Here is a 23,981-nt window from a genome sequence, read left to right as displayed (position 1 = left end):
TGAGTAACGGGCGAGGTCAACGTGCGGGAAGCACGGCAGCGGTACGGACCAGCCCGTCGGCGATCACGAATCGGCCGCTGATCGATGTCGGTGGGTCGTCGACCCCCGCCGCGTCCACCCGGGCCGACGTGATCCGGGCAGTGAAGGTGCCGGCATCCGGATCGATGTCGAGTCGGGCGTCGTGGAAGTCCAGCCAGCCGCGGACGACCGGATGCCACACCTTGTAGACGGTCTCCTTCGCGCTGAACAGCACGATCGGCCAGTAGGTGCCGCTGGGCAGCCGGTCGCAGAGGACCTCCTCCTCGGGCAGCAGCACGAGTCGGCGTACTCCCGGATTGACCTCGCGGTGCTGCTCGGCATCCATCCCGACGGACCGGATGTCGGTGGTGTGCGCCGCCGCTGCGGCGCAGTAGCCGGCGGTGTGGGTGATGCTGCCGACGATCCCGGCCGGCCAGACCGGCGCGCGGTCGGCGGCGGCCGGAACGGCGGTCGACGGCAGGCCGAGGTCGCGCAGTGCCCTGCGGGCGCAAATCCTGCCCGCGGCAAAGTCCCGCCGACGGGTCTGCACCGCCCGCTCGCCGAGGCATGCCTGCTCAGCGGGGAACAACTCGCCCGTCCAGTCCTCCGGCCCGGCGACGGCGACGGCGACCGTCGATGGCAGCAGGTCACGCATTCCGGTGACCTACTGGTCGGTAGGAATGACGCATCAAATTAACCGTCAAATTTCCGACTCCCACGACGGACGAAGGTACCGCAAAGATGTAACACCGGAGGGACGCGCAGCGCTCTCCCTGATGGCTCCGGGGGGACCACCATCAATGCTGGCCGGCACGGCAGCCGCCAGTCCCGTGGACATCTGGAAGGACGTGCGATGACCGATGGTCTGGAACGGCCGGGGGTGCGGGCCGACGAACACGCCCCGAAGACGCCCTGCTGGAGCTGCGGCTCCTGCGGTGACGAGTGGCCGTGCGCGACGAAGCGTACCCGGCTGCTGGCGGAGTACGGGGGTGACCGCGCCATGCTCAGCGTCTATCTGGGCTCCTGTCTCGCCGCCGCCACCGAGGATCTGCGCGCGGCTCCGGTGATGTCGCTCCAGGACAGGTTCATCGGCTGGTTGCCGCGCGGTTCCCGGCGGCGCTGAGCCTCTGGTGGCCCCGCCGCTGGGCGGGGCCACCAGAGGGGGCGTCTCAGCGACGTCGAGGGCGTCGGGTCAGCGCGAATCCGAACACGCCGGCCACCGCGGCGAGCGCGCCGCCGATGCCGGTCCAGACCCAGCGCGAGCCGAGATCCGGCAACCAGTCCGTCAGCGAGCCGCTCTCGTCGTCGGCCTCCGCGTCCACCGGGGGTACGGCGTTGAGCACCGTGCCGGCCTTGGTGTTCGGCACCAGCGGGGCGGCCAATTCGCCGTCGTCAGCCGAGGCGCCCCGGTCGGCGATGGTGCCCACCAGCAGGTCGACGTCGATCGGCGCGCCCAGATCCGGCTCCGGCAGCTCGATCACCGAGAGTCGGACGACGTACGTGCCGGGCAGTGGGTCGGCCGACCAGGGTTCCGCCCACGGCCGCACCTCGCGCAGCGTGCAACCCAGCACCACGTTCGACGCCTTCGCGTCCACTGTCGGGGTCTGGGCCCCCGCCGTGCACGCCTGGCGTCGGCGCAGCCCGTCGAAGACGTCCACCGTCCAGGTGGAGGCGCCGCTGCGTCCCTTCGGGAAGGTGACGGTGGCGCTGATCTCGTGCACCTGGCCGGCCGTCGCCGGGAACGACCAGTAGAGGTGATCGCCGATCGAGGCATCCACCCGTACCGGTTGTCCGGCGGTGATCGGGGTGGCGGTGAGGAACGACGTGCCGGCACGGTTCACCGGCGTGGCACCCGGGGAGGGGGTTGGTGCGGCGGCGGCCGCAGTGGGGAGCAGAGCGGCCGTGCCGGCGGCGAGCAGCGCCGCCATCGACCGGAACAGTGCGGTACGCATCAGTTCTCCCTCCAGGTGGCGACCCACCAGCGGGTGAGCAGACCGGCGAGCAGACCGGTGAGCAGACCGGCGATGGTGAGCAGTGCGAGCAGCACCCAGCCCCGGCCGAGGTCCGGTCCGTCCGGTGCGGGTGCGGCGGCGACCACGTCGATGGTCAACTCCACCGGCATGCCCGGGGTGGCCGCGGTGCCGGGGCGCGGGGCGAACGAATTGCTGACCACCAGGCAGACGGTGGTGGGTTCGATGACCGGCGCGGCGCTCTGCTCGGTCTCGGCGGCGTCCTCGTCGTCGGCGGTGGCCGACCAGCGCAGCCCGGCGGAGAGCACGTCGGCCCGCCCGCTACCGGCGTCCGCGCCGCGGACGAGTTCCCGGCCGTCGGCCGCGGTGGCCCGCAGCAGCACCCCGTAGTCCCGGTTGACGGCCCGGTCCAGCGCCATGCTCACCGAAGCTCGCAGCTCCTGCCCGGGGCGGATCGGCACCCGGTAGTAGCGATGCTCGGAGAATGCCTCCCGGTCGGCGTAGACGCCGGGGGCGAGCAGTGGCGCCGAGTCGCACGCGCTCGTGCCGCCGACAACTGTCGGGGCCCGGGTGTGCGTGTCTCCGGCCCGCTCGACGAGCTGTTTGATCCGGTCGGTCAGCTCCTCGGCGCTCTGGGCGGCGGTGTAGGTCCCGCCGGTGGCGCTGGCGATGCAGAGCAGTTGCCGGCGAACCTTGTCGTCGGGGGCCAGGCCGAGGGTGTCGACGACCAGGCTGGTGCCTTGGGCGGCCAGTTCCCGGGCCACCTCGCACGGGTCCGGCGGAGCGCAGGTGTCCTCGCCGTCGGTGATCAGCACGATCCGCCGGGTGGTGGCCCCGGCGCCCAGGTCCTGCGCGGCGGAGCGCAGCGCAAGCCCGACCGGAGTGAACCCGGTCGGCCGAAGTGTCGCCACCGCCGCCTTCGCGGCGGACCGGTTCACCGGCCCGACCGGCACGATCTGCTGGGTGTCCTGGCAACCGACCTTCTTGTCCTTGCCGCGGTAGGTCGCGCCGAGCACCCGGATGCCGAGCTGTGTCTCCTCGGGCAGCGCGTCAACCACCTCGTTGAATGCCTGCTGGGCGACCGAGATCCGGGTGCGTCCGTCGATGTCGGCGGCGCGCATCGACCCGCTGACGTCGAGCACCAGCTCGACCCGGGGCGGCTCGGGCGCCGGCTCCTCGTCGGCCTGTGCCGGGCCGGTCAGCGCGGTGGTCGCCAACAGTCCGATAAGGACCGCCGCCGATCGTCTGAAGTTGATCACGACCCGCAGTGTAGTGAGATCCACTTTGGATGATCGTTTGGGTGCGGGCGTGCGAAACGGCGGGGCCGCCCACGTCGGGGTTCGCCTCTGATCGGCAGCACCCGCGCTCAGGGTCCATGCCGGGTCACCCTCGGTCAACTGTGAGAGGGAAGGGGTCGGCTCGGCCAGCCTCCGTCGGAAATCTGACCCAAGTCGACCCGTTGTGCCGGTGGTGCGCGGTGGTTAAGCTCTTCATGCGCGCCCCAATCGCCCGCTTCCCCCGTGGCAGGCGATCGGGGCGCGCGTCTTTGTCAAGAAGGGCCCGCACGCTTCGGCGTGCGGGCCCTTCTTCCGTCGCGCTGTGCGGCGCGTCGCCTGTCGATGCTTATATCCACCGACCGTCGAGCCACATCCGGGACAGCCAGTCCGAGTACGGAATCACCCGACCGACAAAAATCGGATAGAAGTACGCGAAGCAGAGCGCCACCAGCAGCACGTACGCCCCCGCCGCGATGCTGCCCACCAGTCGGCGCTCATAAGCCGGGTCACCGGGCACCAGCGGCGTCACCGTACCCACGTCACCCCCGGCGGGCGCGATCAGCGCGCCCAGCACGTACACCACGGCCAGCACCAGGAACGGCACCGCCGGCGCGGCGTAGAACGAGAACATCGTCCGGCCGTCGAGAGCGAACCAGAACCACGGCAGCAGCCCGGCGGCAACGGTGAGCAGGATCGCGCCGGCCCGCCAGTCCCGACGGGCCACACCCAGCCAGGCCAGTGCCACCAGAGCCGGCAGGAACGACCACCAGAGCAGCGGGGTGCCGAGCAGCAGAATCTCCGAGGCGCAGCTCGCCGCGCCGCAGACGCCGTCGCCGGCGTAGTGGAACGCCACCGGCCGGCCCAACAGCAGCCACTGCCACGGCCACGACTGGTACTTGTGCGCGTCGTCAAGCTGGGCGTGGAAGCCGTACGCCGCGCGGTGGTATTCGAAGAGGTTGATCAGCGGGCCGATGAACGGGCGGTCGCTGAGCGGTGCGCTCGGGTAGGCCGACGCGAGCCGGTAGTAACCGTCGTCGGTGAGCAGCCAGCCCGACCAGGTGGCGAGGTAGGTGCCCACCATCAGCACGCCGGCGAGCACCAGCCAGGGCAGCTCGTCGACGAGCGTGTCCCGCCAGGGGCGGCGGACCCCCGCCGAGCGGCGGACGCCGACCTCCCAGAAGAGCACCAGCAGCGCGAAGGCCGGCACGAAGTACAGGGCGCTCCACTTCACCGCGCAGGCGCAGCCGATCAGCACCCCGGCCGCCAGCCGCCACCACGGCCAGGTGCGCCAACCGGTCGGCGGGCGCCCGGCCCGGCCCGGCTGGCTCGGATCGAGCCCGTCGTCCAGGGCCCGTGCCCAGCGTCGACGGCGGGCGTCCCGATCGAGGACCAGTGCGCCGAACGCGGCCAGCACGAAGAACAGCAGGAAGATGTCGAGCAGGGCCGCCCGGGACAGCACCAGGTGGAAGCCGTCCAGGGCGAGCAGCAGGCCGGCCGCGCAGCCGAGCACCGTCGAGCGGAACATCCGCCGACCGATGCGGACCAGCAGCAGCACCGACAGCGTGCCGATCACCGCCGCCGAGAATCGCCAGCCGAACTCCGGTGCGGTGGTCATCAGGTGACCGGGAACGGAGACCTTCGAATCCGCGTCCTGGTAGCCGAAGGCCCACTCGCCGACGCCGATCAACCACTTGCCCAGCGGGGGGTGCACCACGTACGACGGGACGTTGTCCTTGTAGTTCCACTCCACGCCACGGGAGATCAGGCCGTAGGCGTCCTTGGCGTAGTACGTCTCGTCGAAGATCTTGCCCTTCGGGCTGGACAGCCCGACGAAGCGCACGATCGCCGCGATGGCCACCACCACTGCCGTGGCCAGCCAGGAGAACCTGTCCGCCTGGGTGTCGACGGTGGCGAACCGTCGCCGGACCACGGCGACCACCCCGCCGCCCTCGGCGCTCGGTGCCGTCGGCTCCTGGGTGGCACTGGGCTCGCCCGTCACCTGGATCATCTTGTCCGGATCTGCGCTCGGGCTCTGCGCTGTCGACGCACTCGTCACCCGGCGATCGTAGGCTGCCAAGGTGTCCGGTGGCGTCCGTCGTCCCTGATACCGGTATTCCCTGCAATGAAGGAGACGAATTCGTGGGTGAAATGTCCGAAGTTGGGCGCCTGATTCTGCTCGGTGCCCCGCTCGGCAACCCCGCCGACGCCTCGGCCCGACTCCGGGAGGTGCTGATCAGCGCCGACGTGGTCGCCGCCGAGGACACCCGACGGCTCACCCGGCTGGCCCGCGATCTCGACCTCACCGTCGGCGGTCGAATCGTCTCCTACTTCGAGGGCAACGAGGAGCGGCGCACCCCCGAACTGGTCGAGGTCATCCTCGGCGGGTACGTGGTGGCGCTGGTCACCGACGGCGGGATGCCCAGCGTCTCCGACCCCGGCTACCGGCTGGTCCGTGCCACGTTGGACGTCGGTGCGCCGGTCACCGTCGCCCCCGGGCCCAGCGCGGTCACCACAGCGCTGGCCGTCTCCGGGCTGCCCTGCGACAGGTTCTGCTTCGAGGGCTTCCTGCCGCGCACCCCCGGTGGCCGTCGGTCCCGGTTGCGCGCCCTCGCCGCCGAGGAGCGCACCCTGGTCTTCTTCGAGGCCCCGCACCGGATCGGGGCGACGCTCACCGACCTGGCCGACACGTTCGGGGCGGACCGGCCGGCCGCGCTCTGCCGCGAACTCACCAAGACCTACGAGGAGGTGCTCCGTCGCCCCCTCGGCGAGCTGGCCCGGTGGGCCACCGAGGGGGACCCGCGTGGAGAGATCACCCTGGTGGTGGCCGGAGCCCCGGTGACCGCTGCCGAACGCCCCGACGACGAGACCCTTCGCGCCGCCGTCGCCGAGCGGGAGGCCGCCGGCCGGTCCCGCCGGGATGCCATCAGCGACGTCGCCACCGAGTACGCGCTGCGCCGCCGGGACGTCTACACGATCGTGCACAGCTGATCGAGGTGGTCCGGCTCGCCGGACGACCGGGTCACCACCCGGCGATCAGGAAGCCGACGGTGATCAGTGTGGGGCCGGCGACGGCGGCGGCCACGGCCCAGCGGCGCTGCCGGCGACCGGGCAGCCGGGCCGACCCGGTCAACCGGACGATGCCGGCGGCGCAGGCCAGCACCACCAGCAGACCGGGCAGCCAGCGCAGGTGCCGGCCCACGCCGACGTCCGCGTACGCGGTACCGCTGTCCGGGCCGGTCATCCGTGCCGGCAGCGCGGTGCCGGCCGTGCTCCCCTCGGCGGGCACGCCACTGACCCGGACGCCATGGGTGATGAACCGCCCGTCCTCGGCCGTGAAGATCCCCCGGCAGCGCAGGGTGAGACCGTCGCCGGAGCAGCCGTCGATCACCACGGTGCCGGTCCGGGCGTGCCCGACCGCGAGCCAGAACGGGCCGGCGCTGACCCAGGCGAAGAAGGCCGCGACCAGGCTCAGCACCACCAGCGCGGCGAGCCCGGGCAGCGGGTCCGGCGGCAGTGGCGTGCGGTGAGGTGCCCGGCGCCGCGCCACCCGGAAGCCGCGGAACCGCGCCGGTGCCGCGTCCTTACGAATCGGGGTGCCGTCCCAGTGCACCTGCTCGATCGGCGCCCAGAAAGCGCCACCGTCGTCCTCCGGCGGGCCGCCGTCGGGACCATGGCCGCGCTGCCGGCGGCCCTGCTGCCGGACCGGCACCCGACGCGGCACCGCGTCCACCGGCGCGCCGGTGGTGGGCTCCACCTCGACGGGCTCCACCTCGACGGGCTCCGCGCCGGCCGGCGCCGAGTCGGCCGGCGGGCCCGACGAGCCGGGCCGGGCCGGGCTGGGTACGGGTGCCCCCGGGGTCGGACGAGTCGGTGTGGGTGACGGCGCCGCCGGCGCGGGGCGGGCCGCTGCGGTGGACCTCCCCGCCGGGGTGGGCCGCAGCGCACCCGGGTCGGCGCTGGACACGAGCCGGGGCTGCGGCGCGACCCCGGCGACCCGCGACGCGGCGGGCCCGGGCCCCGGGTCGTCGCCGACCGCCGACCCGGTGGGAGGGTCCTCGTGGTCCCGCGCCGCTCCTCTGCCCGTCACGACGTTCATTGCACACCGCACCAGGAGGTGAAACGGGCAGGTGAGCCGCGTGTCGACGACAAATCGGACCAACGGGCGAGGCGGTCGGCCCGGTCCGCCGGTCGGGCACCCCCTATTGGTTCGCGAACGCCCCGGACGGGTCACTAGGCTCACTGCTCATGAGTCACGTTCTCGCGGCAGTGGCCTGGCCGTACGCCAACGGCCCCCGCCACATCGGCCACGTCTCCGGTTTCGGCGTTCCCTCCGACGTCTTCGCCCGGTACATGCGGATGGCCGGCCACGACGTGCTCATGGTCTCCGGCACCGACGAGCACGGCACCCCGATCCAGGTGCAGGCCGACGCCGACGGGGTGACCCCGCGCGAGCTGGCCGACCGGTACAACAGGGTGATCGTCGAGGACCTGCACGGCCTCGGTCTCTCGTACGACCTGTTCACCCGCACCACCACCCGCAACCACTACGCGGTGGTGCAGGAGTTGTTCGAGGGGATGTACCGCAACGGCTACATCGTGCCGAAGACCACGATGGGCGCGATCTCGCCGTCCACCGGGCGCACCCTGCCCGACCGTTACATCGAGGGCACCTGCCCGATCTGCGGGTACGACAGCGCCCGCGGTGACCAGTGCGACAACTGCGGCAACCAACTCGACCCGATCGACCTGATCAACCCGAAGTCGCGGATCAACGGAGAGACTCCGAAGTTCGTCGAGACCGAGCACTTCTTCCTGGACCTGCCGGCCCTGGCCGAGGTGCTGCGGCAGTGGCTGGACACCCGCGAGGGGTGGCGGCCGAACGTGCTGCGGTTCTCCCGCAACCTGCTCGACGACCTCCAGCCCCGGGCGATCACCCGTGACCTGGAGTGGGGCGTACCGATCCCGCTCGACGGCTGGCGCGACCGGTCGGACAAGCGGATCTACGTGTGGTTCGACGCGGTCATCGGCTACCTGTCCGCCTCGATCGAATGGGCCCGTCGCTCCGGCGACCCGGACGCGTGGCGGAAGTACTGGTCCGCCGACGGCGCGGGCAAGGACGCCCGGTCCTACTACTTCATGGGCAAGGACAACATCGTCTTCCACTCGGTGATCTGGCCGGCGCTGCTCTCCGGCTACTCCGGTGAGGGCTCCCGCGACGGTGAGCCGGGCGAGCTGGGTCGGCTCAACCTGCCCACCGAGGTGGTTTCGAGCGAGTACCTGACCATGGAGGGGCGCAAGTTCTCCTCGTCCCGCAAGGTGGTCATCTACGTTCGCGACTTCCTGGAGCGCTACGACGCCGACGCGCTGCGCTACTTCATCGCCGCCGCCGGCCCGGAGAGCAACGACACCGACTTCACCTGGGCCGAGTTCCTTCGCCGCAACAACGACGAGTTGGTCGCCGGTTGGGGCAACCTGGTCAACCGGTGCGTCTCGATGGCCGCGAAGAACTTCGGGACGATCCCGCCGGTCGACCCGGCCGGGCTCACCGAGGCCGACGAGGCGCTGCTCGCCGTCGCCCGGACCGGGTTCACCACCGTCGGCGACCTGATCGGCCGGCACCGGCAGAAGCAGGCGATCGGTGAGGCCATGAAGGTGGTCGCCGAGGCCAACAGGTACCTCTCCGAGCAGGCGCCCTGGAAGCTCAAGGACGAGGCGGACAAGCCCCGGATGGGCACCATCCTGCACGTCGCCCTTCAGGTGATCAGCGATGCCAACACGCTGCTCACCCCGTTCCTGCCGCACTCCGCGCAGCAGGTGCACGAGCTGCTCGGGGGCACCGGCGTGCACGCGCCGATGCCGGTGATCGAGCAGGTCGACGACCTGGACGGCGGCCCGGCGTACCCGGTGCTGACCGGGGACTACACCGTCGGCGCGCGCTGGGAGTCGGTGTCGATCGAGGCGGGCCGCCCGCTGGCCGCGCCGAAGCCGGTGTTCCGCAAGCTCGATCCGTCGATCGTCGACGAGGAACTGGCCCGGCTCGCCGACTGACCGCACGACGCGCGGCGGCGGGTGCGCCCGCCGCCGCGCGCCGTCACATCGCGTACCGGGTGTCCATCACCTGGTCGTCGGTCACCTCGGCGCCCGGCGCCCAGGCCTCGTAGACGCCGCGTTCCTGGCACTGCGCGCCGGTTGTGACCAGGGTGTCCGGGTTCGGGTAGCGCAGGCGCACCCGCAGCCAGCCGGCCTCCTCCCGCAGCACAAGGCACGGCACCCCCCGCCACTGGGCGAACCGGAGCCGGCGGGCCACCGCGTCGACCGGGTAACGGGCCGCCCGGGTCATCGCCAGCACCCGGAACCCACCGGGCAGGTCGGCGACCGCCTCGTACTCGCTGTCGCCGTACATGCCGACCAGCTGGGTGGAGCGGGGGGCGTCGGCGTTCGGCACGTACTCCTGGTCCGGGGAGAGCCCCGGCACCGCGGCCAGCAGGTGCCGCCACTGCGGGCCCACCATCCGCAGCCACCCGCGCTGCTCGGCCTGGTAGGTGTACAGCACCACCTCCATCCCCTCCGCCGGGTACGCGATGAGGGCGGCGTTCGCCGGCATCGGCAGGTCGGCGAAGTCCCGGGTGATGAACTCCGGGATGAGCTGACCGTTGCTGGGCACGAAGCCGGTGCCGAGCACCGGGGCGCCGAGCCGGTCCCGGGCGGCCAGCGCGGTCAGGCCACGGTGTGCCGGGCCCACCGGCACCTCGTAGTCGCCCGGGTCGGACGCGCGCCAGCGCAGCGCGTACGTCACGTCCGTGCCGTCCCGGCCAGCGTCACCGTCCGTACGCAGCACCGTCGTCGTCGCCGGCGTTCGCAGATGCGCCACATCGTGCTCGCGGTAGCAGAAGCCGTGCGGCAGCCAGCCCCGTAGGTAGCCGGCGAGCTGCTGGGCCGAGAGCACCTTCATCATCCGGGTGCCCCGCCGGACCACCGCCGACGCGCGCGCGGCCGCCAGCGTCGGGTCGCCCGCTGCCGCCGGCTGCTGGCTGAGCTGGTGCAGGTACGCCCAACCCCGCTCGCGGTGAGCGGGTATCAGCAGCGGCGTCTCCGGCTCGTCGACCGGCTCCGTCAGCCCGTGCACAGCTGTCACCTCGGTGACGTGCACGAACCGGTGCCACGGCAGGGCGCTACCCGGGCGGGGTGCCCACTCGAAGCCGGCCACCTCGTCGGCGCTGAACAACTCGTACGCGGCGCCCCGGGCGATTTCCTCCGCCGGGTACACGCCGCCACCGAACGCCACGTTCAGTCCGGTCCGTTCGCCGGCGCTGCCACCGGCCTGGGGAGTGACGCTCATGCCGTCGCCTCGCTGCTCGGTGGGATGAGGTCCGCACGCTGTCGCGTCCGCTCGTGAGCGACCGTAGAGTCGCGCGGCGTAGTCGGGGTGAACGTCGGGTGGCGGGCAGATGGACAGGCCCGGTGTGTGATGCTGTCGCTGATGAGCGAGCCCACTGAATCCCGCCGCGAGCGTGCCGCCCGGCGGGCCGGAGAGTTTCCGCCCGCCCCCGAGTCGTTGCCCCGGGCGGTGCTGGACAGCCACACCCACCTGGACATCACGGTCAGCGAGGCCGGTGTGCCCGGCGGCGGGCCGGCCGACGACCCGGTCGCCGTGGCCATCGCGTTGGCCACCAAGGTCGGCGTGGACCGGCTGGTCCAGGTGGGCGTGGACGTCGCCTCGTCCCGGTGGGGCGCGGACATCGCCGACGAGTACCCCGCGGTGCTGGCCACCGTGGCGCTGCACCCCAACGAGGCACCCCGGCTCGGCGACCTCGACGAGGCGTTGCGGGAGATCGAGTCCCTCGCCGCCCGCGACCGGGTCCGGGGGATCGGCGAGACCGGAATGGACTTCTTCCGGACCGGCGACGAGGGGCGTGCCGCGCAGGAGCACAGTTTCCGGGCGCACATCGCCATCGCCAAGCGGTACGACAAGACGCTTGTCATCCACGACCGTGACGCGCACGCCGACGTGCTGCGCATCCTCGACGACGAGGGCGCTCCCGACCGTGTGGTGCTGCACTGCTTCTCCGGCGACGCCGACTTCGCCAGCGAGTGCGTCCGCCGCGGCTACCTGCTGAGCTTCGCTGGCACCGTCACCTTCGGCAGCGCGACGGCGCTACGCGAGGCCGCCGCGCTCACCCCGCTGGATCAGATGCTGGTGGAGACCGACGCCCCGTACCTCACCCCGATGCCGTACCGAGGCCGGCCGAACGCGTCGTACCTGATTCCGCTCACCGTCCGCGCGCTCGCCGCGACCACCGGCAGCGACCTGGACGAGCTGTGCGGGGCCATCTCCGCCACCGGCGAGCGGGCCTTCGGCCCGTGGTGAGCCTGCTCGGCCCGGCGGAGATCCGGGAACTCGCCGCCCGGTTGGGCGTCGCGCCCACCAAGAAGCTGGGCCAGAACTTCGTGCACGACCCGAACACTGTGCGCCGGATCGTGACCGCCGCCGGCCTCAGCCCCGACGACGTGGCCCTGGAGGTGGGGCCCGGGCTCGGCTCGCTGACCCTGGGGCTGCTGCCGGTCGCCGGGCACGTGCACGCCGTGGAGATCGACCCGGTGCTCGCCGGGGCGCTGCCGGAGACCGTCGCCCGGCACGCCGAGGGCGATGCCGCCCGGCTCACCGTGCACCGCGCGGACGCGCTGCGCATCGCCGCCGCCGAGCTGGGCGACCCGGCACCGACGGCGCTTGTGGCGAACCTGCCCTACAACGTCGCCGTGCCCGTTGTGCTGCACCTGCTCGCCGTGCTGCCGACCCTGCGCCACGGTTTGGTGATGGTGCAGAAGGAGGTCGCCGACCGGCTCGTCGCCGGTCCCGGCTCCAAGGTGTACGGCATCCCGTCGGTGAAACTCGCCTGGTACGCCCAGGCCCGGAGCGCCGGCAAGGTGCCGCCGAACGTGTTCTGGCCGGTGCCCAACGTCGACTCCGGCCTGGTCGCCTTCACCTGCCACGAGCCGCCCCGCATCGACGTACCGCGGGAGCGGGTCTTCGCCGTGGTGGACGCGGCGTTCGCGCAGCGGCGCAAGACGCTGCGCGCCGCGTTGGCGGGCTGGGCCGGTGGCGCGGACCGGGCCGCCGCGGCGCTCACCGCCGCCGGCGTCGACCCCGGCGCCCGTGGGGAGTCACTGACCGTCGAGCAGTTCGCCGCCATCGCCGCGTCGGCCCCGGCCGGTACGCCGGCCGGGAAGTAGGCTGACGCCGTGCCCGCCGAGGAGGTGTACGAGTGACCGCGCAGCCGATCGAGCCCACCGCCCACAGCATGTGGAGTCCGGATCCCGTCCGGCAGCGGCTGGCCAACCACACCATCGAGGACGTGCTGGCCCTGCCCGACGACGCCCCCCGCGTCGAGCTACGTGACGGAGTCCTCGTCGTGGTCCCTTCCCCGACCATTGGTCATCAGAACATCAGCAACCGGCTCTGGATGTGGCTGTTTCAGCACGCGCCCGCGGAGTATGAGCCCGTCACCGCTGTCGGTGTCGCGCTCACCCACCGCAACACACTTGAGCCCGACGTGCTGCTACTGAGTCGGCCAGTCGTCGTTGAGAACCATTACGTCGACGCCGAGCAGGTCGTGCTGGCCGTCGAAGTCGTGTCGCCCGGCACCCGTCGTCGGGACCGGCTGGAGAAGCCGGCCGACTACGCCGACGCCGGTATCCGGCACTACTGGCGGATCGAGCAGAATCCGGTGCACGTGTACGCGTACGACCTGGTCGGCGGCAGGTATGAACTGGCCGCCGACTCCTCCGAGGAGCTGATCGTGGCCAAGCCGTTCGACATCCGCCTGCGCGTGCGGGACATCACCCCGTGACCGAGGCCTGGCGACCGGACGACGACGAGCCACGCGGGGCCATCGGCCCGGTGCGGGTACGGGTGCCCGCGAAGATCAACCTGCACCTCGGGGTGGGCCCGCTGCGCCGGGACGGCTACCACGAGCTGAACACCGTCTACCACGCCATCTCGATCTACGACGAGCTGACGGCCCGCCGGGGCGACACCCTCGCCCTGACCATGGAGGGTGAGGGCACCGGCGAGCTGGCCCTGGACGACACCAACCTGGTGATCCGCGCCGCGCACGCCCTCGCCGGGTACGCGGGGGTGCTGCCGCACGCCCGACTGCACCTGCGCAAGCAGATCCCGCTCGCCGGTGGGTTGGCCGGCGGCAGCGCCGACGCGGCCGCCGCGCTGGTGGCCTGCGACGCGCTCTGGGGCACCGGGCTGTCCCGCGACGAGCTGGCCGGCATCGCCGCCGACCTCGGCTCGGACGTGCCGTTCCTGATCTACGGTGGCACCGCGCTGGGCACCGGCCGGGGCGAGGCGGTCAGCCCCGTGCTGGCCCGCGCCACCTCCTGGCACTGGGTGGTGGCGATCGCCGACGTCGGCCTCTCCACGCCGGCCGCCTACCGGGAGCTGGATCGGCTCCGCGACTCCGGTGCCGCCGGTACCCCGCTGGGCAGCACCGACGCGCTGCTGGGCGCGCTGCGCCAGCGTGACCCCCGGGTGCTCGCCCGTACGCTCGGCAACGACCTCCAGGACGCCGCGCTGGCCATGCGCCCGGCGCTGGCCGACACTCTGAAGGCCGGCGAGGCGGCCGGCGCGCTCACCGGCATCGTCTCCGGCTCCGGCCCGACCTGCGTGTTTCTCGCCGCCACCGCGGCCGACGCGGAGCGGATCGCCGCCGAGCTGACCGCCGCGGGTGTCTGCCGGGAGGCGCGGGTCGCGCACGGTCCGGTAGCCGGCGCTCGCGTCGGCTGACGACCCGTTCCACCGGAGCTGCCGGCGCGCGGCGCGGGCGTTCGGGGCTTCCGCGTACCCTTGGGACAGGCGTCCAGGTGCCCGCCGGCACCGGGACGCCTTGATCATGAAGGGTGGAACGTGGCGAACATCGTCAATCTGGACCGGGTGTCCAAGGGGTACGGCGCCGCCGGGCGGCTGCTCACGGACGTCTCGCTCGGCCTGGACGACGCCGACCGGATCGGCGTGGTCGGCCTCAACGGCGCCGGCAAGTCCACCCTGCTGCGGCTGCTCACCAAGCAGGAGGACCCCGACGACGGCCGGGTGACCCACCGCCGTGACCTGCGTGTGCTCTGGCTTCCGCAGCAGCTCACCCTCGCTCCCGAGGCGACCGTCCGGGACGTGGTGCTCGGCACCGCCTGGCTCGCCGAGGGCATGGGCGCCGAGCACGAGTGGGCCGGCGACTCCGGGGTGCGGGCCATCCTCGACGGCCTCGGCATGCCGCACCTCGGCCTCGACCAGCCGGTCGGCCCGATGTCCGGTGGCGAACGCCGCCGCGTGGCGCTCGCCGCGCTGCTCGTGCGCGACTCCGACCTGCTCATCCTCGACGAGCCCACCAACCACCTGGACGTCGGCGGGGTCGACTGGCTGGCCCGGCACCTGGTCGGCCGCAAGGGCGCCCTCGTCGTGGTCACCCACGACCGGTGGTTCCTGGACGCGGTCTGCACCAACACCTGGGAGGTCGCCGACCAGACCGTCCGCGCCTACGAGGGTGGCTTCGCCGCCTGGACCCTCGCCCGCGTGGAGCGCGAGCGGGTCGCCGCCGCCACCGAGGCCCGCCGGCAGAATCTGCTCCGCAAGGAGATCGCCTGGCTGCGCCGTGGCCCGCCCGCGCGGACCTCCAAGCCGCAGTTCCGCATCGACGCCGCGAACGCGTTGATCGCCGACGTGCCGCCGGCGCGCGACACCATGTCGTTGCAGCGGATGGCGGTTTCCCGCCTGGGCAAGCAGGTGTACGAGCTGGAGAACGTCGAGCTGCACGCCGGCCCGAAGGAGATCCTGCGCGACACCTCCTGGCTCGTCGGCCCCGGCGACCGGATCGCCATCCTCGGTGCCAACGGCGCCGGCAAGACCACGCTGCTGCGGATGCTCGCCGGCATCACCCGCCCCGATGGCGGTCGCCTCGGCACCGGCTCCACGGTGCGGCCCGCTTTCCTCTCCCAGGAGCTCACCGAGCTGCCCGGGCATCTGCGGGTGCTGGAGGCGGTGGAGGAGGTCGCCCGCCGGGTTCAGCTCGGCGACCGGGAGGTCTCCGCTTCGCAGCTCGCCGAGGTGTTCGGCTTCGACGACCGCCGGCTCTGGACGCCGGTCAGTGATCTCTCCGGTGGGGAGCGCCGGCGGTTGCAGATGCTGCGGCTGCTGGCCGGCGAGCCCAACGTGCTGCTCTTCGACGAGCCCACCAACGACCTGGACACGGACACCCTCGCCTCGCTGGAGGACCTGCTCGACTCGTGGCCCGGCACGATCATCGTGGCCAGCCACGACCGTTACCTCATCGAGCGGGTCACCGACACTGCGTACGGGATGTTCGGCGACGGTCGACTTGTGCACCTGCCGGGCGGTGTGGACGAATACCTCGCGCGGACCGCCGAGCGGGCCGGCTCTCCCCGGGCGGGCGTGACCTCGACCTCCGCACCCGGTGCGCCCTCGGCAGGCGGCATGACCGCCGCCGAGGTCCGTCAGGCCCGCAAGGAACTGACCCGGCTGGAGCGGCAGCTCAGCAAGCTCGACCAGCGCGAGACCACGCTGCTCGGTCAGCTCGCGGCGGACGCCACCGACTACGCCCGGGTCGCCGAGTTGGACACCCAGCTGAAGGATCTGCGCGCCGAACGGGAGCGGATCGAGGAGAGCTGGATGACCCTCGCCGAGGACCTGCCCGAGAGCTGACCGGCCGGGCGCGCCGGCCCGGCCCCCGTGTGCGGCGTCACACCACCACATGCGAGACAATCGTCGGCGACACCTACCCCACGGCGTTGGAGACACAGACATGGCACACACCCCCGTCAACCACCCCGCGCGGCCGATCTACCGGGCGATCGGCGGGCTGACCGGTCTGTACCTGGTCGTCTTCGGGGTGCTCGGCATCATCGCCAGCACCGGCAACGAGATCCTCGCCCAGGACGACACCCGGGTCCTCGGTCAGGGCACCAACCTCGGCTTCTCGCTGTTCAGCGTGTTGGTCGGGGTCGTCGTGCTGGTCGGCACCGCGCTCGGCCGCAACATCGACGTGGCGATCAACCAGTGGCTGGCGTACGGCCTCATGGTGGTCAGCCTGGCCGGTCTCGCGTTCATCCGGACCGACGCCAACATCTTCAACTTCAGCATCACCACTGTGGTCGTGGTGATGACGGCAGCCCTGGTGCTGCTCATGGTCGGCATGTACGGCAAGGTCGGCACGGATGATGAGGCGGAGGCGTTCCAGAAGGCTCGTCTCGTTCTCTGATCTTCTTGGGTTGCGGTCCAGGGTTTTCCGCCGGAGCCCGAGCTGCTCCGGGCGGTCAGGCTTGATCCCTGCGCAGCTCGGGCTCCGGCGGAAAACCTGACCTCGTCCAGCCTTTCGGCGGACCCCTTCCGGCATTGGGGTTCTTCGGACAGTTGGGTCTGCCCTGGGCGACAATTCCCCTGAAACGGTCACTTCAGGGGGTCTGGGTATGCCGCATTTTCCGGTCAACCATCCGGCACGGCCGCTCTACCGGGTCCTCTCCGGGCTGATCGGCGTCTACATCCTGGTCTTCGGCGTGTGGGGCGTCGCCGAGACGATCGGGGATCCGCTCTTCGCCCGTAACAGCACCTGGGCCCTCGGGCTCCGGACCAACCTGGCCTTCTCGCTGGCCTCGTTGGTCTTCGGGGTCGTTCTGATCATCGGGGCCTCGCGGCGTACCAACCTCGGCCACTACATGAACCTCACCGCGGGCGTGGTGTTCCTGGTGACCAGCATCCTGATGATGTCGGTGCTGCAGACCGGAGGGAACTTCCTCAACTTCTCGATGTCGACAGTGATCGTGTCGATGCTGTTCGGCCTGATCCTGCTCGGCACCGGCCTCTACGACAAGGTCGGCCCACCGGAATCCGCCGAGGCGGAGTTGGAGCACCGTAAGCACCCGGTGGCCGACGTGCACCGCCGCTGATCGGGGTCAGTTGCGCCGCGCGGTGATCAGCGTCGGCTTGGCCTCCAGGTGCGACAACCCGTTCCAGGCCAGGTTGACGAGGTGCGCCGCCACCGTCTCCTTGCGCGGCTTACGCACCTCCAACCACCAGCGACCGGTCAACGCCACCATGCCGACAAGCGCCTGCGAGTACAGCTCGGCGAGCTTCGGGTCGTACCCGCGGCTCTTGTACTCGGCGCCCAGGATGTGCTCGACCTGGTGCGCCACGTCGTTCATGACGCTGCTGAAGGTGGCAGTGCCGGACATCAGCGGCGACTCGCGGACCAGCACCCGGAAACCGCTGGTCTCCTCCTCGATGTAGGTCAGCAGGGCGAGCGCCGCCTGTTCCAGGAGCTCCCGCGGATGCCCGGCGGTCAACGCCGTGGTGATCCGGTCGAGCAGGGCCCGGACCTCCCGGTCCACCACCACCGCGTAGAGCCCTTCCTTGCCACCGAAGTGCTCGTACACCACCGGCTTGGAGACCTTGGCGCGGGCCGCCACCTCCTCGATGGAGGTGGCGTCGAAACCGCGTTCCGCGAAGAGTTGCCGGCCGGTCGCGATCAACTGCTCCCGGCGTTGGGCCGCCGACATGCGGACCCGGGAGGGAGGTTTGGCTTTCGGTGCCGCGGTCGGCGTCGCCCGTCGGCCGCCGACAGCTGTCGCCGGCTCGTCGCTGACCTCAGGCATGTCGCCGCCTCGCTGGCGCTCGGTGACGCCCTGCCGTGGAATGGTTCCTCCGCTGTGCCCGTTCACGTCGTCGCCTAACTGTCGGGCGGTTCGACCGCCCTGACGCGCCGTTCGACCGTACCCGGATCGGGCTCGGCTCCCGCCGGCCGAGCCGCCTGGTGCCCCCGCATGGCTCGGTCATCCGGCCATCCTGCCAGGCGGCATCCTCGTGTACCGCCCGGTTTCAGCGGGGTGCGACCGGCTTCACCAGCTTGGCGGCGAGGCGCTCGGGCTTTGGCCAGCGCACCTGTGTTGCCGCGCCGGTCTTCTCGAACAACCAGATCACCCGGGCGGAGATGTCCACCTGACCGCGCAACACGCCGTGGCGGGCGCTGGTCGGGTCGGCGTGGTGCAGGTTGTGCCAGCTCTCGCCGAACGACAGGATCGCCAGTGGCCAGAAGTTCGACGCGCGGTCGCCCTGGCGCATCGCGAACGGACGCTCACCGTAGACGTGGCACACCGAGTTGATCGCCCAGGTGACGTGGTGCAGGAGGCCGATCCGGACCAGCCCGGCCCAGAAGAACGCGGTCAGCGCGCCCTGCCAGGACCAGGTCACCAGGCCGCCGATCAGCGCCGGGCCGAGCAGCGAGATGGCCACCAGCGCGGGGAAGAGTCGGTCGACCCGGCTGATGTCCCGGTCGGCGATGAGGTCCGGTGCGAAACGCGCGCGGTTGGACAGCTCCCGGCGGAAGAGCCAGCCCACGTGTGCGTGGAACAGGCCCCGGGTCAACGCCCAGAAGCTGGTGCCGAAGCGCCACGGCGAGTGCGGGTCACCCTCCAGGTCGGAGAACGCGTGGTGGCGCCGGTGGTCGGCGACCCACTGAATGATCTCGCCCTGTACCGCCAGCGAACCCGCGACCGCCAGAGTCACCCGCAGCCACCGCTTGGCCTTGAACGAGCCGTGCGTGAAGTAGCGGTGGAAGCCGACGGTGATGCCGAGCCCGGAGACGACGTACCAGACGAGGCCGATGATCACGTCGGTCCAGCCGAGCCAGCCGCCCCACGCCACCGGAACGGCGACCAGCAGAGCGACGAAGGGGATCACCACGAAAGCCCAGAGGGCGGCCAGGATGCCGGGGGACTGGCTGCCGTCGGTGAGCGGTTTGGGGCCGGATCCGGCGGTGTTGGGATCCAGTACAGCAGTGGACAATGGGACCTCGCAGGGGGATGGTAACGATCACTAAGTTACGCCTACGTCACCGTAACTTACGGCACCGTAGATCGCATCTGGAACTTTGGAATCGCCTTCGCGTAACTGTATGAAGTCGCAGGTCAAACGGTCCGGTGGCGGAGACCCGACCGACCTGGTCCGAGGTGGCCGAGGTGCGGGCCGACCACCCCCTGGACCGTTCACGGCATCGACCGCTCGCCGTGCGGTGGGATGAGCGCTGGCGCCCGACGGCCGGGGCGCTAAGGTGTAGCGGCGGGGTGGTCCATCCCTCGTGCGACGTGCTCGCGTCGGTGATCGGCCGTGGTGTAATTGGCAACACCCGGGTCTTTGGTACCCGTATTTCAGGTTCGAACCCTGGCGGCCGAGCTGCCCACCTGCGTCCGTTTTAGGGCCCGGTGGGGGTAAGAGGGGAACGTGCCGGGCCTCGCGGCTAGCATGGCCGCGAGAGTGTCCGCCGTCCCGACGGGAGCCACGTCGTGCCCCAGCCCCACCTCCGTACCGTCGTCGTGCTTGCCGCCGGTGAGGGCAAGCGGATGAAGTCGACACTGCCCAAGGTGCTGCACCCCCTGCTCGGCCGGACGCTCCTCGGTCACGTGCTGAGCGCCGCCGCCCCGTTGGGCGCGGACCGCACCGTCGTCGTGGTGGGGCACGGCGCCGACCAGGTGCGGGCACACCTGTCCGAGATCGCCCCGGACGCCATTCCGGTGCTCCAGGCCGAGCAGCTCGGCACCGGGCATGCCGTACGGATCGCGCTGGAGGCCGTACCGGAAGGTGCCGGCACCGTCGTGGTGATCAACGGTGACGTACCCCTGCTGCGGCCGGAGACGGTGGGCGCGCTGGTGACCGCGCACGAGGAGGCCGCCGCGGCGGCCACGGTGCTGGCCGCCGAGGTGCCCGACCCGACCGGCCTCGGGCGGATCGTCAGGGACGCCGACGGGCGCCTGGAGCAGATCGTCGAGGAGCGCGACGCCGACACGACGCAGCGCGCGATCCGGGAGATCAACGCAGGCATCTACGCGTTCGACGCGGTGCGGCTGCGCGAGGCGCTGGGCAAGCTCTCCACCGACAACGACCAGGGCGAGGAGTACCTGACCGACGTCTTCGGTCTGCTTCGTTCCGCCGGCGAGCCGGTGGCGGTGCACGTCGCCGTGGACCACGTCGAGACGTTGGGCTGCAACGACCGGGTGGAGCTGGCCACGCTGCGTCGGCTGCTGCGCGACCGGATCAACGAGGCGTGGATGCGCACCGGGGTGAGCCTGCTCGACCCGGCCACCACCTGGATCGACGTGACGGTCGCGCTGGACCGGGACGCGGTGATCGACCAGAACACCCAGCTGCGCGGCGGCACGGTGATCGGCGCGGGCGCGCTGATCGGGCCGGACGTCACCCTGATCGACACGATCGTCGGCCCCGCCGCGTCGGTGATCCGCAGCCACGCCGTCGGCGCCGAGGTGGGCGCGGGCGCGACCGTCGGGCCGTACGCGTACCTGCGGCCGGCCGCCCAGCTGGCCGAAAAGGCGAAGATCGGCACGTTCGTCGAGGTCAAGAACTCGCAGATCGGCGCCGGCGCGAAGGTGCCGCACCTGACGTACGTCGGCGACGCGACGATCGGCGAGCAGACCAACATCGGCGCCGCGTCCGTCTTCGTGAACTACGACGGGGTCAACAAGCACCGCACGGTGATCGGCAGCCACGCGCGGACCGGCGCGGACAACATGTTCGTGGCACCGGTCGAGGTGGGCGACGGGGCGTACACGGCGGCTGGTTCGGTGATCGTCGACGATGTGCCGGCAGGGGCGATGGGCGTCGCCCGGGCGCGCCAGCGCAACATCGAGGGCTGGGTCGTCAAGCGACGCGCCGGCACTGCCGCGGCGGAGGCGGCGCAGCGGGCCCGCGACGCGAAGGGTGTGGCCGGTACGACTGGTGCCGCAAGCCACAGTGAGGCAATCCACGGGGCGACCGAGACGGTGGGCGGCGCATCCGGCGCGGGAGATACTGCAACCGAATAGTCCCCGATCCACCACCACCGGGTCGGGTACCGCCGACATAACGGGAGCAGACGGGCCCATGGGCAGCATCGTCGCCGAAAACCGCAAAAGCCTGATGCTCTTTTCCGGACGTGGCTTTCCGGAGTTGGCCAAGGAGATCGGCGAGGTGCTCGGCATCGCGCCGACGCCCGCCGACGCGTACGAGTTCGCCAACGGCGAGATCTTCGTACGGTTCAAGGACTCGGTACGTGGTTCGGACGCCTTCGTGGTCCAGTCCGTCACGCACGGGGTGAACACCTGGGTCATGGAGACCCTGATCATGGTGGACGCGCTGAAGCGGGGGTCAGCCAAGCGGATCACCGTGGTGCTGCCGTTCTACCCGTACGCCCGCCAGGACAAGAAGCACCGTGGTCGGGAGCCGATCTCGGCCCGCCTGGTGGCGGACCTGCTGAAGACCGCCGGCGCGAACCGCATCCTCACCGTCGACCTGCACACCGCGCAGATCCAGGGCTTCTTCGACGGCCCGGTGGACCACCTCTTCGCGATGGACATCCTCGCCGAGTACGTGGAGCACAAGTACGCCGGCCGGCCGATGACGGTGGTGGCACCGGATTCGGGGCGGGTGCGGGTTGCCGAGCGGTGGACCGACCGGTTGGGCGGGTGCCCGCTGGCGTTCATCCACAAGACCCGTGACCCGATGAAGCCGAACCAGGTCGTGGCGAACCGGGTCGTCGGCGAGGTGGAGGGCCGGGTCTGCCTGATCGTCGACGACATGATCGACACCGGTGGCACCATCGCCAAGGCCGCGGACATCCTCAAGGAGTCGGGCGCGGCGGAGATCGTTGTCGCGTCCACCCACGCGCTGCTGTCCGACCCGGCCACCGAGCGGCTGAAGAACAGCTCGATCAGCGAGATCGTGGTGACGAACACCCTGCCGCTCCCGCCGGAGAAGCAACTGGACAAGCTCACCGTGCTGTCGATCGCGCCGCTGCTGGCGCGGGCGATCCGCGAGGTCTTCGACGACGGTTCGGTGACCACCCTCTTCGGTGGCCTGAGCTGAGCCTGAGCCCCGTTTCCCACTCGGCGTGCCGGTGGGGGCGGGGCTGTCAAACTGGTGGAAACGGGGCCGGCACGCTGGTGGGAGCGCCACCGACGCGCCGGTCCTGAGCCGTGATCGGGGACTGCCGGAAACCCTGGAAACAACTCGGGTAGACTGGTGCGGTTGCCACGGCGAGGGTGCCCGGCGGGCCGCTGAAAAGCGCCGCACGGAGGCACCGTCATCGACGCGGTGCTCCGGGCAGTCGTTCATGACGCATGAGCCCCAGCGAGCCCCTCGCCCAGCACCGTTAGACGACAAGCCGCCGCAGCGAAAAGCATCAGGAGTTTCCCCGTGTCCGAGGTAAAGATCAGCGCCGAGCCCCGTACCGAGTTCGGCAAGGGTGGTGCCCGCCGTACCCGCCGGGCCGGCAAGGTGCCCGCCGTGCTGTACGGCCACGGCGAGAAGCCCAAGCACATCGCGCTGCCGTCGCGGGAGTTCGCCGCCGCGATCCGCAAGGGCGGTGCCAACCAGCTCTTCGCGATCGACATCGCCGACGGCACCCAGGTGCTGGCGCTGCCGAAGGCGATCCAGCGTGACCCGATCCGCGACACCTTCGAGCACGTCGACCTGATCCTGGTCCGCCGGGGCGAGAAGGTCACCGTCGAGGTCCCGGTCCAGCTGACCGGCGAGGCCGCCCGGGACACCCTGATCGTGCACGACCACGACACCCTCTCGGTGACCGCGGACGCCACCAAGGTCCCGGACCACCTCGAGGCGTCGATCGAGGGCCTGGAGGCGGGCACTCTGGTGACCGCCGGCGATGTCACGCTGCCGGCCGGCGTCGAGCTGGCCGTCGACTCGGAGCTGACCGTCGCGTCGGTGACCGCCGCCCCGACCGCCGAGCAGCTCGAGGCGACGCTGCCCGACGTCGAGGTTGCCACCGACGAGGCCGAGGCCGAGGTCGGCGAGACCACCGAGGGCTCCGAGGGCGCGGACGAGGCTCCGGCCGAGGGTGCCGAGGCGCGCACCGAGGCCTGATCGGTTCGTATTGTGCGACAGGCGTCCCCGAATGTTCGGGGGCGCCTGTCGGCATATCGGGAGTCGCTGCGTTGGGCATCGGAGGGGACGGGTCGTGACGGACGAGGCGGGGCCGTGGCTGGTGGTCGGCCTGGGCAACCCGGGCCGGGAGTACGCCGGCAACCGGCACAACGTCGGCTTCATGGTGGCGGAACTGCTGGCCGGGCGAATGAGTGCCCGTTTCGGCCGGCACAAGCGGGCGGTGGCCGAGGTGGCCGAGGCGCGGCTGGGGTTCGGTGGGCCGAAGCTGGTGCTGGTCAAGCCACTGACGTACATGAACCTGTCCGGCGGGCCGGTCGCCGCCCTGGCGCAGTTCTACAAGGTGCCGGCCGCGCAGGTGATCGCGGTGCATGACGAGCTGGACATCGGCTTCGGCCAGGTGCGGGTCAAGTTCGGCGGCGGCGAGGGCGGGCACAACGGCCTGCGCTCGATGTCGAAGTCGTTGGGGACCAAGGACTACGCCCGGGTGCGGTTCGGCGTCGGCCGACCGCCGGGGCGGCAGGATCCGGCGGATTACGTGCTGTCGGATTTTGGCGCGGCCGAGCGCAAGGAGTTGGATTTCCTGGTGGACCGGGCCGCCGACGTGGTGGAGTCGGTGATCGTCAAGGGCGTGGAGCCGACCCAGAACCTTTACCACGGCGGCTGAGCCGGGCGGGGCGTACCCGAATCGGAAACGGCGGGCCGGTAGTCTGCGCCTTTCAGCGTGCCGCGACCGGCGACGCGAGTCGCGGCGGATCG

22 protein-coding genes and 1 tRNA gene are annotated in these 23,981 nt (G+C 71.4%); 15 read left to right on the top strand and 8 right to left on the bottom strand.

Annotated features, from left to right (window positions below; translation table 11 throughout):
- Window positions 1-16 precede the first annotated feature (16 nt).
- Window positions 17-673: a 4'-phosphopantetheinyl transferase gene (locus tag ACFYPG_RS07985; RefSeq protein ID WP_387351045.1), complete on the bottom strand. Its 657-nt coding sequence runs from the start codon at window positions 671-673 to the stop codon at window positions 17-19.
- A gap of 198 nt (window positions 674-871) precedes the next feature.
- Between ACFYPG_RS07985 and ACFYPG_RS07980 the strand changes: the two genes are divergently transcribed.
- Complete coding sequence (locus tag ACFYPG_RS07980; RefSeq protein ID WP_357207537.1) at window positions 872-1,141, top strand: hypothetical protein; 270 nt, start codon at window positions 872-874, stop codon at window positions 1,139-1,141.
- 46 nt (window positions 1,142-1,187) lie between these two features.
- On the opposite strand, the gene ACFYPG_RS07975 is transcribed toward ACFYPG_RS07980, so the two are convergent.
- The 3 genes from ACFYPG_RS07975 to ACFYPG_RS07965 all read right to left on the bottom strand — a co-directional run bounded on the left by ACFYPG_RS07975 (window position 1,188) and on the right by ACFYPG_RS07965 (window position 5,273).
- Window positions 1,188-1,970, bottom strand: coding sequence for a peptidase (locus tag ACFYPG_RS07975; RefSeq protein ID WP_355005137.1), 783 nt, complete (start codon window positions 1,968-1,970; stop codon window positions 1,188-1,190).
- Window positions 1,970-3,247 (bottom strand): VWA domain-containing protein, encoded by a 1,278-nt coding sequence (locus ACFYPG_RS07970; protein WP_355005138.1) that lies wholly within the window; start codon window positions 3,245-3,247, stop codon window positions 1,970-1,972. The genes ACFYPG_RS07975 and ACFYPG_RS07970 overlap by 1 nt, the downstream gene beginning before the upstream one ends.
- A gap of 364 nt (window positions 3,248-3,611) precedes the next feature.
- On the bottom strand, window positions 3,612-5,273 hold the full coding sequence (locus tag ACFYPG_RS07965) for a phospholipid carrier-dependent glycosyltransferase (protein ID WP_355005200.1): 1,662 nt from the start codon (window positions 5,271-5,273) through the stop codon (window positions 3,612-3,614).
- 140 nt (window positions 5,274-5,413) lie between these two features.
- On the opposite strand from ACFYPG_RS07965, the gene rsmI reads away from it, so the two are divergent.
- Complete coding sequence (gene rsmI / locus ACFYPG_RS07960; RefSeq protein ID WP_387351825.1) at window positions 5,414-6,253, top strand: 16S rRNA (cytidine(1402)-2'-O)-methyltransferase; 840 nt, start codon at window positions 5,414-5,416, stop codon at window positions 6,251-6,253.
- 31 nt (window positions 6,254-6,284) lie between these two features.
- Here rsmI and ACFYPG_RS07955 read toward each other — a convergent pair whose 3' ends face one another.
- On the bottom strand, window positions 6,285-7,361 hold the full coding sequence (locus ACFYPG_RS07955; protein ID WP_387351042.1) for a hypothetical protein: 1,077 nt from the start codon (window positions 7,359-7,361) through the stop codon (window positions 6,285-6,287).
- 149 nt (window positions 7,362-7,510) lie between these two features.
- Between ACFYPG_RS07955 and metG the strand changes: the two genes are divergently transcribed.
- Window positions 7,511-9,313: a methionine--tRNA ligase gene (metG, locus tag ACFYPG_RS07950; RefSeq protein ID WP_355005141.1), complete on the top strand. Its 1,803-nt coding sequence runs from the start codon at window positions 7,511-7,513 to the stop codon at window positions 9,311-9,313.
- Between the two features lie 43 nt (window positions 9,314-9,356).
- Here metG and ACFYPG_RS07945 read toward each other — a convergent pair whose 3' ends face one another.
- Entirely contained in the window at window positions 9,357-10,604 is a 1,248-nt protein-coding gene (locus tag ACFYPG_RS07945; protein ID WP_387351040.1) for a hypothetical protein, read from the bottom strand.
- 129 nt (window positions 10,605-10,733) lie between these two features.
- Between ACFYPG_RS07945 and ACFYPG_RS07940 the strand changes: the two genes are divergently transcribed.
- The 7 genes from ACFYPG_RS07940 (at window position 10,734) to ACFYPG_RS07910 (ending at window position 17,224) form a co-directional block, all read left to right on the top strand.
- Window positions 10,734-11,633 carry a TatD family hydrolase gene (locus tag ACFYPG_RS07940; RefSeq protein WP_355005143.1) on the top strand — a complete coding sequence of 300 codons (900 nt, stop codon included), beginning with the start codon at window positions 10,734-10,736 and terminating at the stop codon, window positions 11,631-11,633.
- A complete protein-coding gene (gene rsmA, locus ACFYPG_RS07935) occupies window positions 11,627-12,496 on the top strand; it encodes a 16S rRNA (adenine(1518)-N(6)/adenine(1519)-N(6))-dimethyltransferase RsmA (RefSeq protein WP_387351038.1) in 870 nt (289 codons plus the stop codon). The genes ACFYPG_RS07940 and rsmA overlap by 7 nt, the downstream gene beginning before the upstream one ends.
- Before the next feature lie 32 nt (window positions 12,497-12,528).
- On the top strand, window positions 12,529-13,113 hold the full coding sequence (locus tag ACFYPG_RS07930) for a Uma2 family endonuclease (RefSeq protein ID WP_387351036.1): 585 nt from the start codon (window positions 12,529-12,531) through the stop codon (window positions 13,111-13,113).
- A complete protein-coding gene (locus ACFYPG_RS07925; protein WP_355005146.1) occupies window positions 13,110-14,057 on the top strand; it encodes a 4-(cytidine 5'-diphospho)-2-C-methyl-D-erythritol kinase in 948 nt (315 codons plus the stop codon). Before ACFYPG_RS07930 ends, ACFYPG_RS07925 begins: the two co-directional genes overlap by 4 nt.
- A gap of 120 nt (window positions 14,058-14,177) precedes the next feature.
- A complete protein-coding gene (locus ACFYPG_RS07920) occupies window positions 14,178-15,983 on the top strand; it encodes an ABC-F family ATP-binding cassette domain-containing protein (protein WP_387351033.1) in 1,806 nt (601 codons plus the stop codon).
- Window positions 15,984-16,083: 100 nt separating this feature from the next.
- Window positions 16,084-16,539, top strand: a complete 456-nt coding sequence (locus ACFYPG_RS07915) for a DUF4383 domain-containing protein (protein WP_355005148.1) — start codon at window positions 16,084-16,086, stop codon at window positions 16,537-16,539.
- A gap of 208 nt (window positions 16,540-16,747) precedes the next feature.
- A complete protein-coding gene (locus tag ACFYPG_RS07910; protein WP_355010211.1) occupies window positions 16,748-17,224 on the top strand; it encodes a DUF4383 domain-containing protein in 477 nt (158 codons plus the stop codon).
- A gap of 6 nt (window positions 17,225-17,230) precedes the next feature.
- Here the strand turns inward: ACFYPG_RS07910 and ACFYPG_RS07905 are convergent, their stop codons facing one another.
- Window positions 17,231-17,929 carry a TetR/AcrR family transcriptional regulator gene (locus tag ACFYPG_RS07905; RefSeq protein ID WP_355010210.1) on the bottom strand — a complete coding sequence of 233 codons (699 nt, stop codon included), beginning with the start codon at window positions 17,927-17,929 and terminating at the stop codon, window positions 17,231-17,233.
- 223 nt (window positions 17,930-18,152) lie between these two features.
- Window positions 18,153-19,118 (bottom strand): acyl-CoA desaturase, encoded by a 966-nt coding sequence (locus ACFYPG_RS07900; protein WP_355010209.1) that lies wholly within the window; start codon window positions 19,116-19,118, stop codon window positions 18,153-18,155.
- 315 nt (window positions 19,119-19,433) lie between these two features.
- Here ACFYPG_RS07900 and ACFYPG_RS07895 point away from each other — a divergent pair.
- From ACFYPG_RS07895 to pth, 5 genes are all read left to right on the top strand, one after another.
- Window positions 19,434-19,505: transfer RNA gene (locus ACFYPG_RS07895), tRNA-Gln, on the top strand.
- A gap of 110 nt (window positions 19,506-19,615) precedes the next feature.
- Complete coding sequence (gene glmU / locus ACFYPG_RS07890) at window positions 19,616-21,148, top strand: bifunctional UDP-N-acetylglucosamine diphosphorylase/glucosamine-1-phosphate N-acetyltransferase GlmU (RefSeq protein WP_387351030.1); 1,533 nt, start codon at window positions 19,616-19,618, stop codon at window positions 21,146-21,148.
- Window positions 21,149-21,206: 58 nt separating this feature from the next.
- Complete coding sequence (locus ACFYPG_RS07885) at window positions 21,207-22,187, top strand: ribose-phosphate diphosphokinase (RefSeq protein ID WP_355010207.1); 981 nt, start codon at window positions 21,207-21,209, stop codon at window positions 22,185-22,187.
- Window positions 22,188-22,517: 330 nt separating this feature from the next.
- The gene (locus ACFYPG_RS07880; RefSeq protein ID WP_355010206.1) at window positions 22,518-23,204 is read left to right on the top strand and encodes a 50S ribosomal protein L25/general stress protein Ctc; all 687 of its coding nucleotides are present in this window, start codon (window positions 22,518-22,520) and stop codon (window positions 23,202-23,204) included.
- 94 nt (window positions 23,205-23,298) lie between these two features.
- Window positions 23,299-23,889, top strand: a complete 591-nt coding sequence (gene pth, locus ACFYPG_RS07875; RefSeq protein WP_387351029.1) for an aminoacyl-tRNA hydrolase — start codon at window positions 23,299-23,301, stop codon at window positions 23,887-23,889.
- The last annotated feature ends 92 nt before the right edge of the window (window positions 23,890-23,981 follow it).

Origin of the sequence: Micromonospora sp. NPDC005553 (genome assembly GCF_042871765.1) — a bacterium.
Taxonomy (GTDB): Bacteria; Actinomycetota; Actinomycetes; order Mycobacteriales; family Micromonosporaceae; genus Micromonospora.
This window is presented reverse-complemented; position numbering and strand designations above follow the sequence as displayed.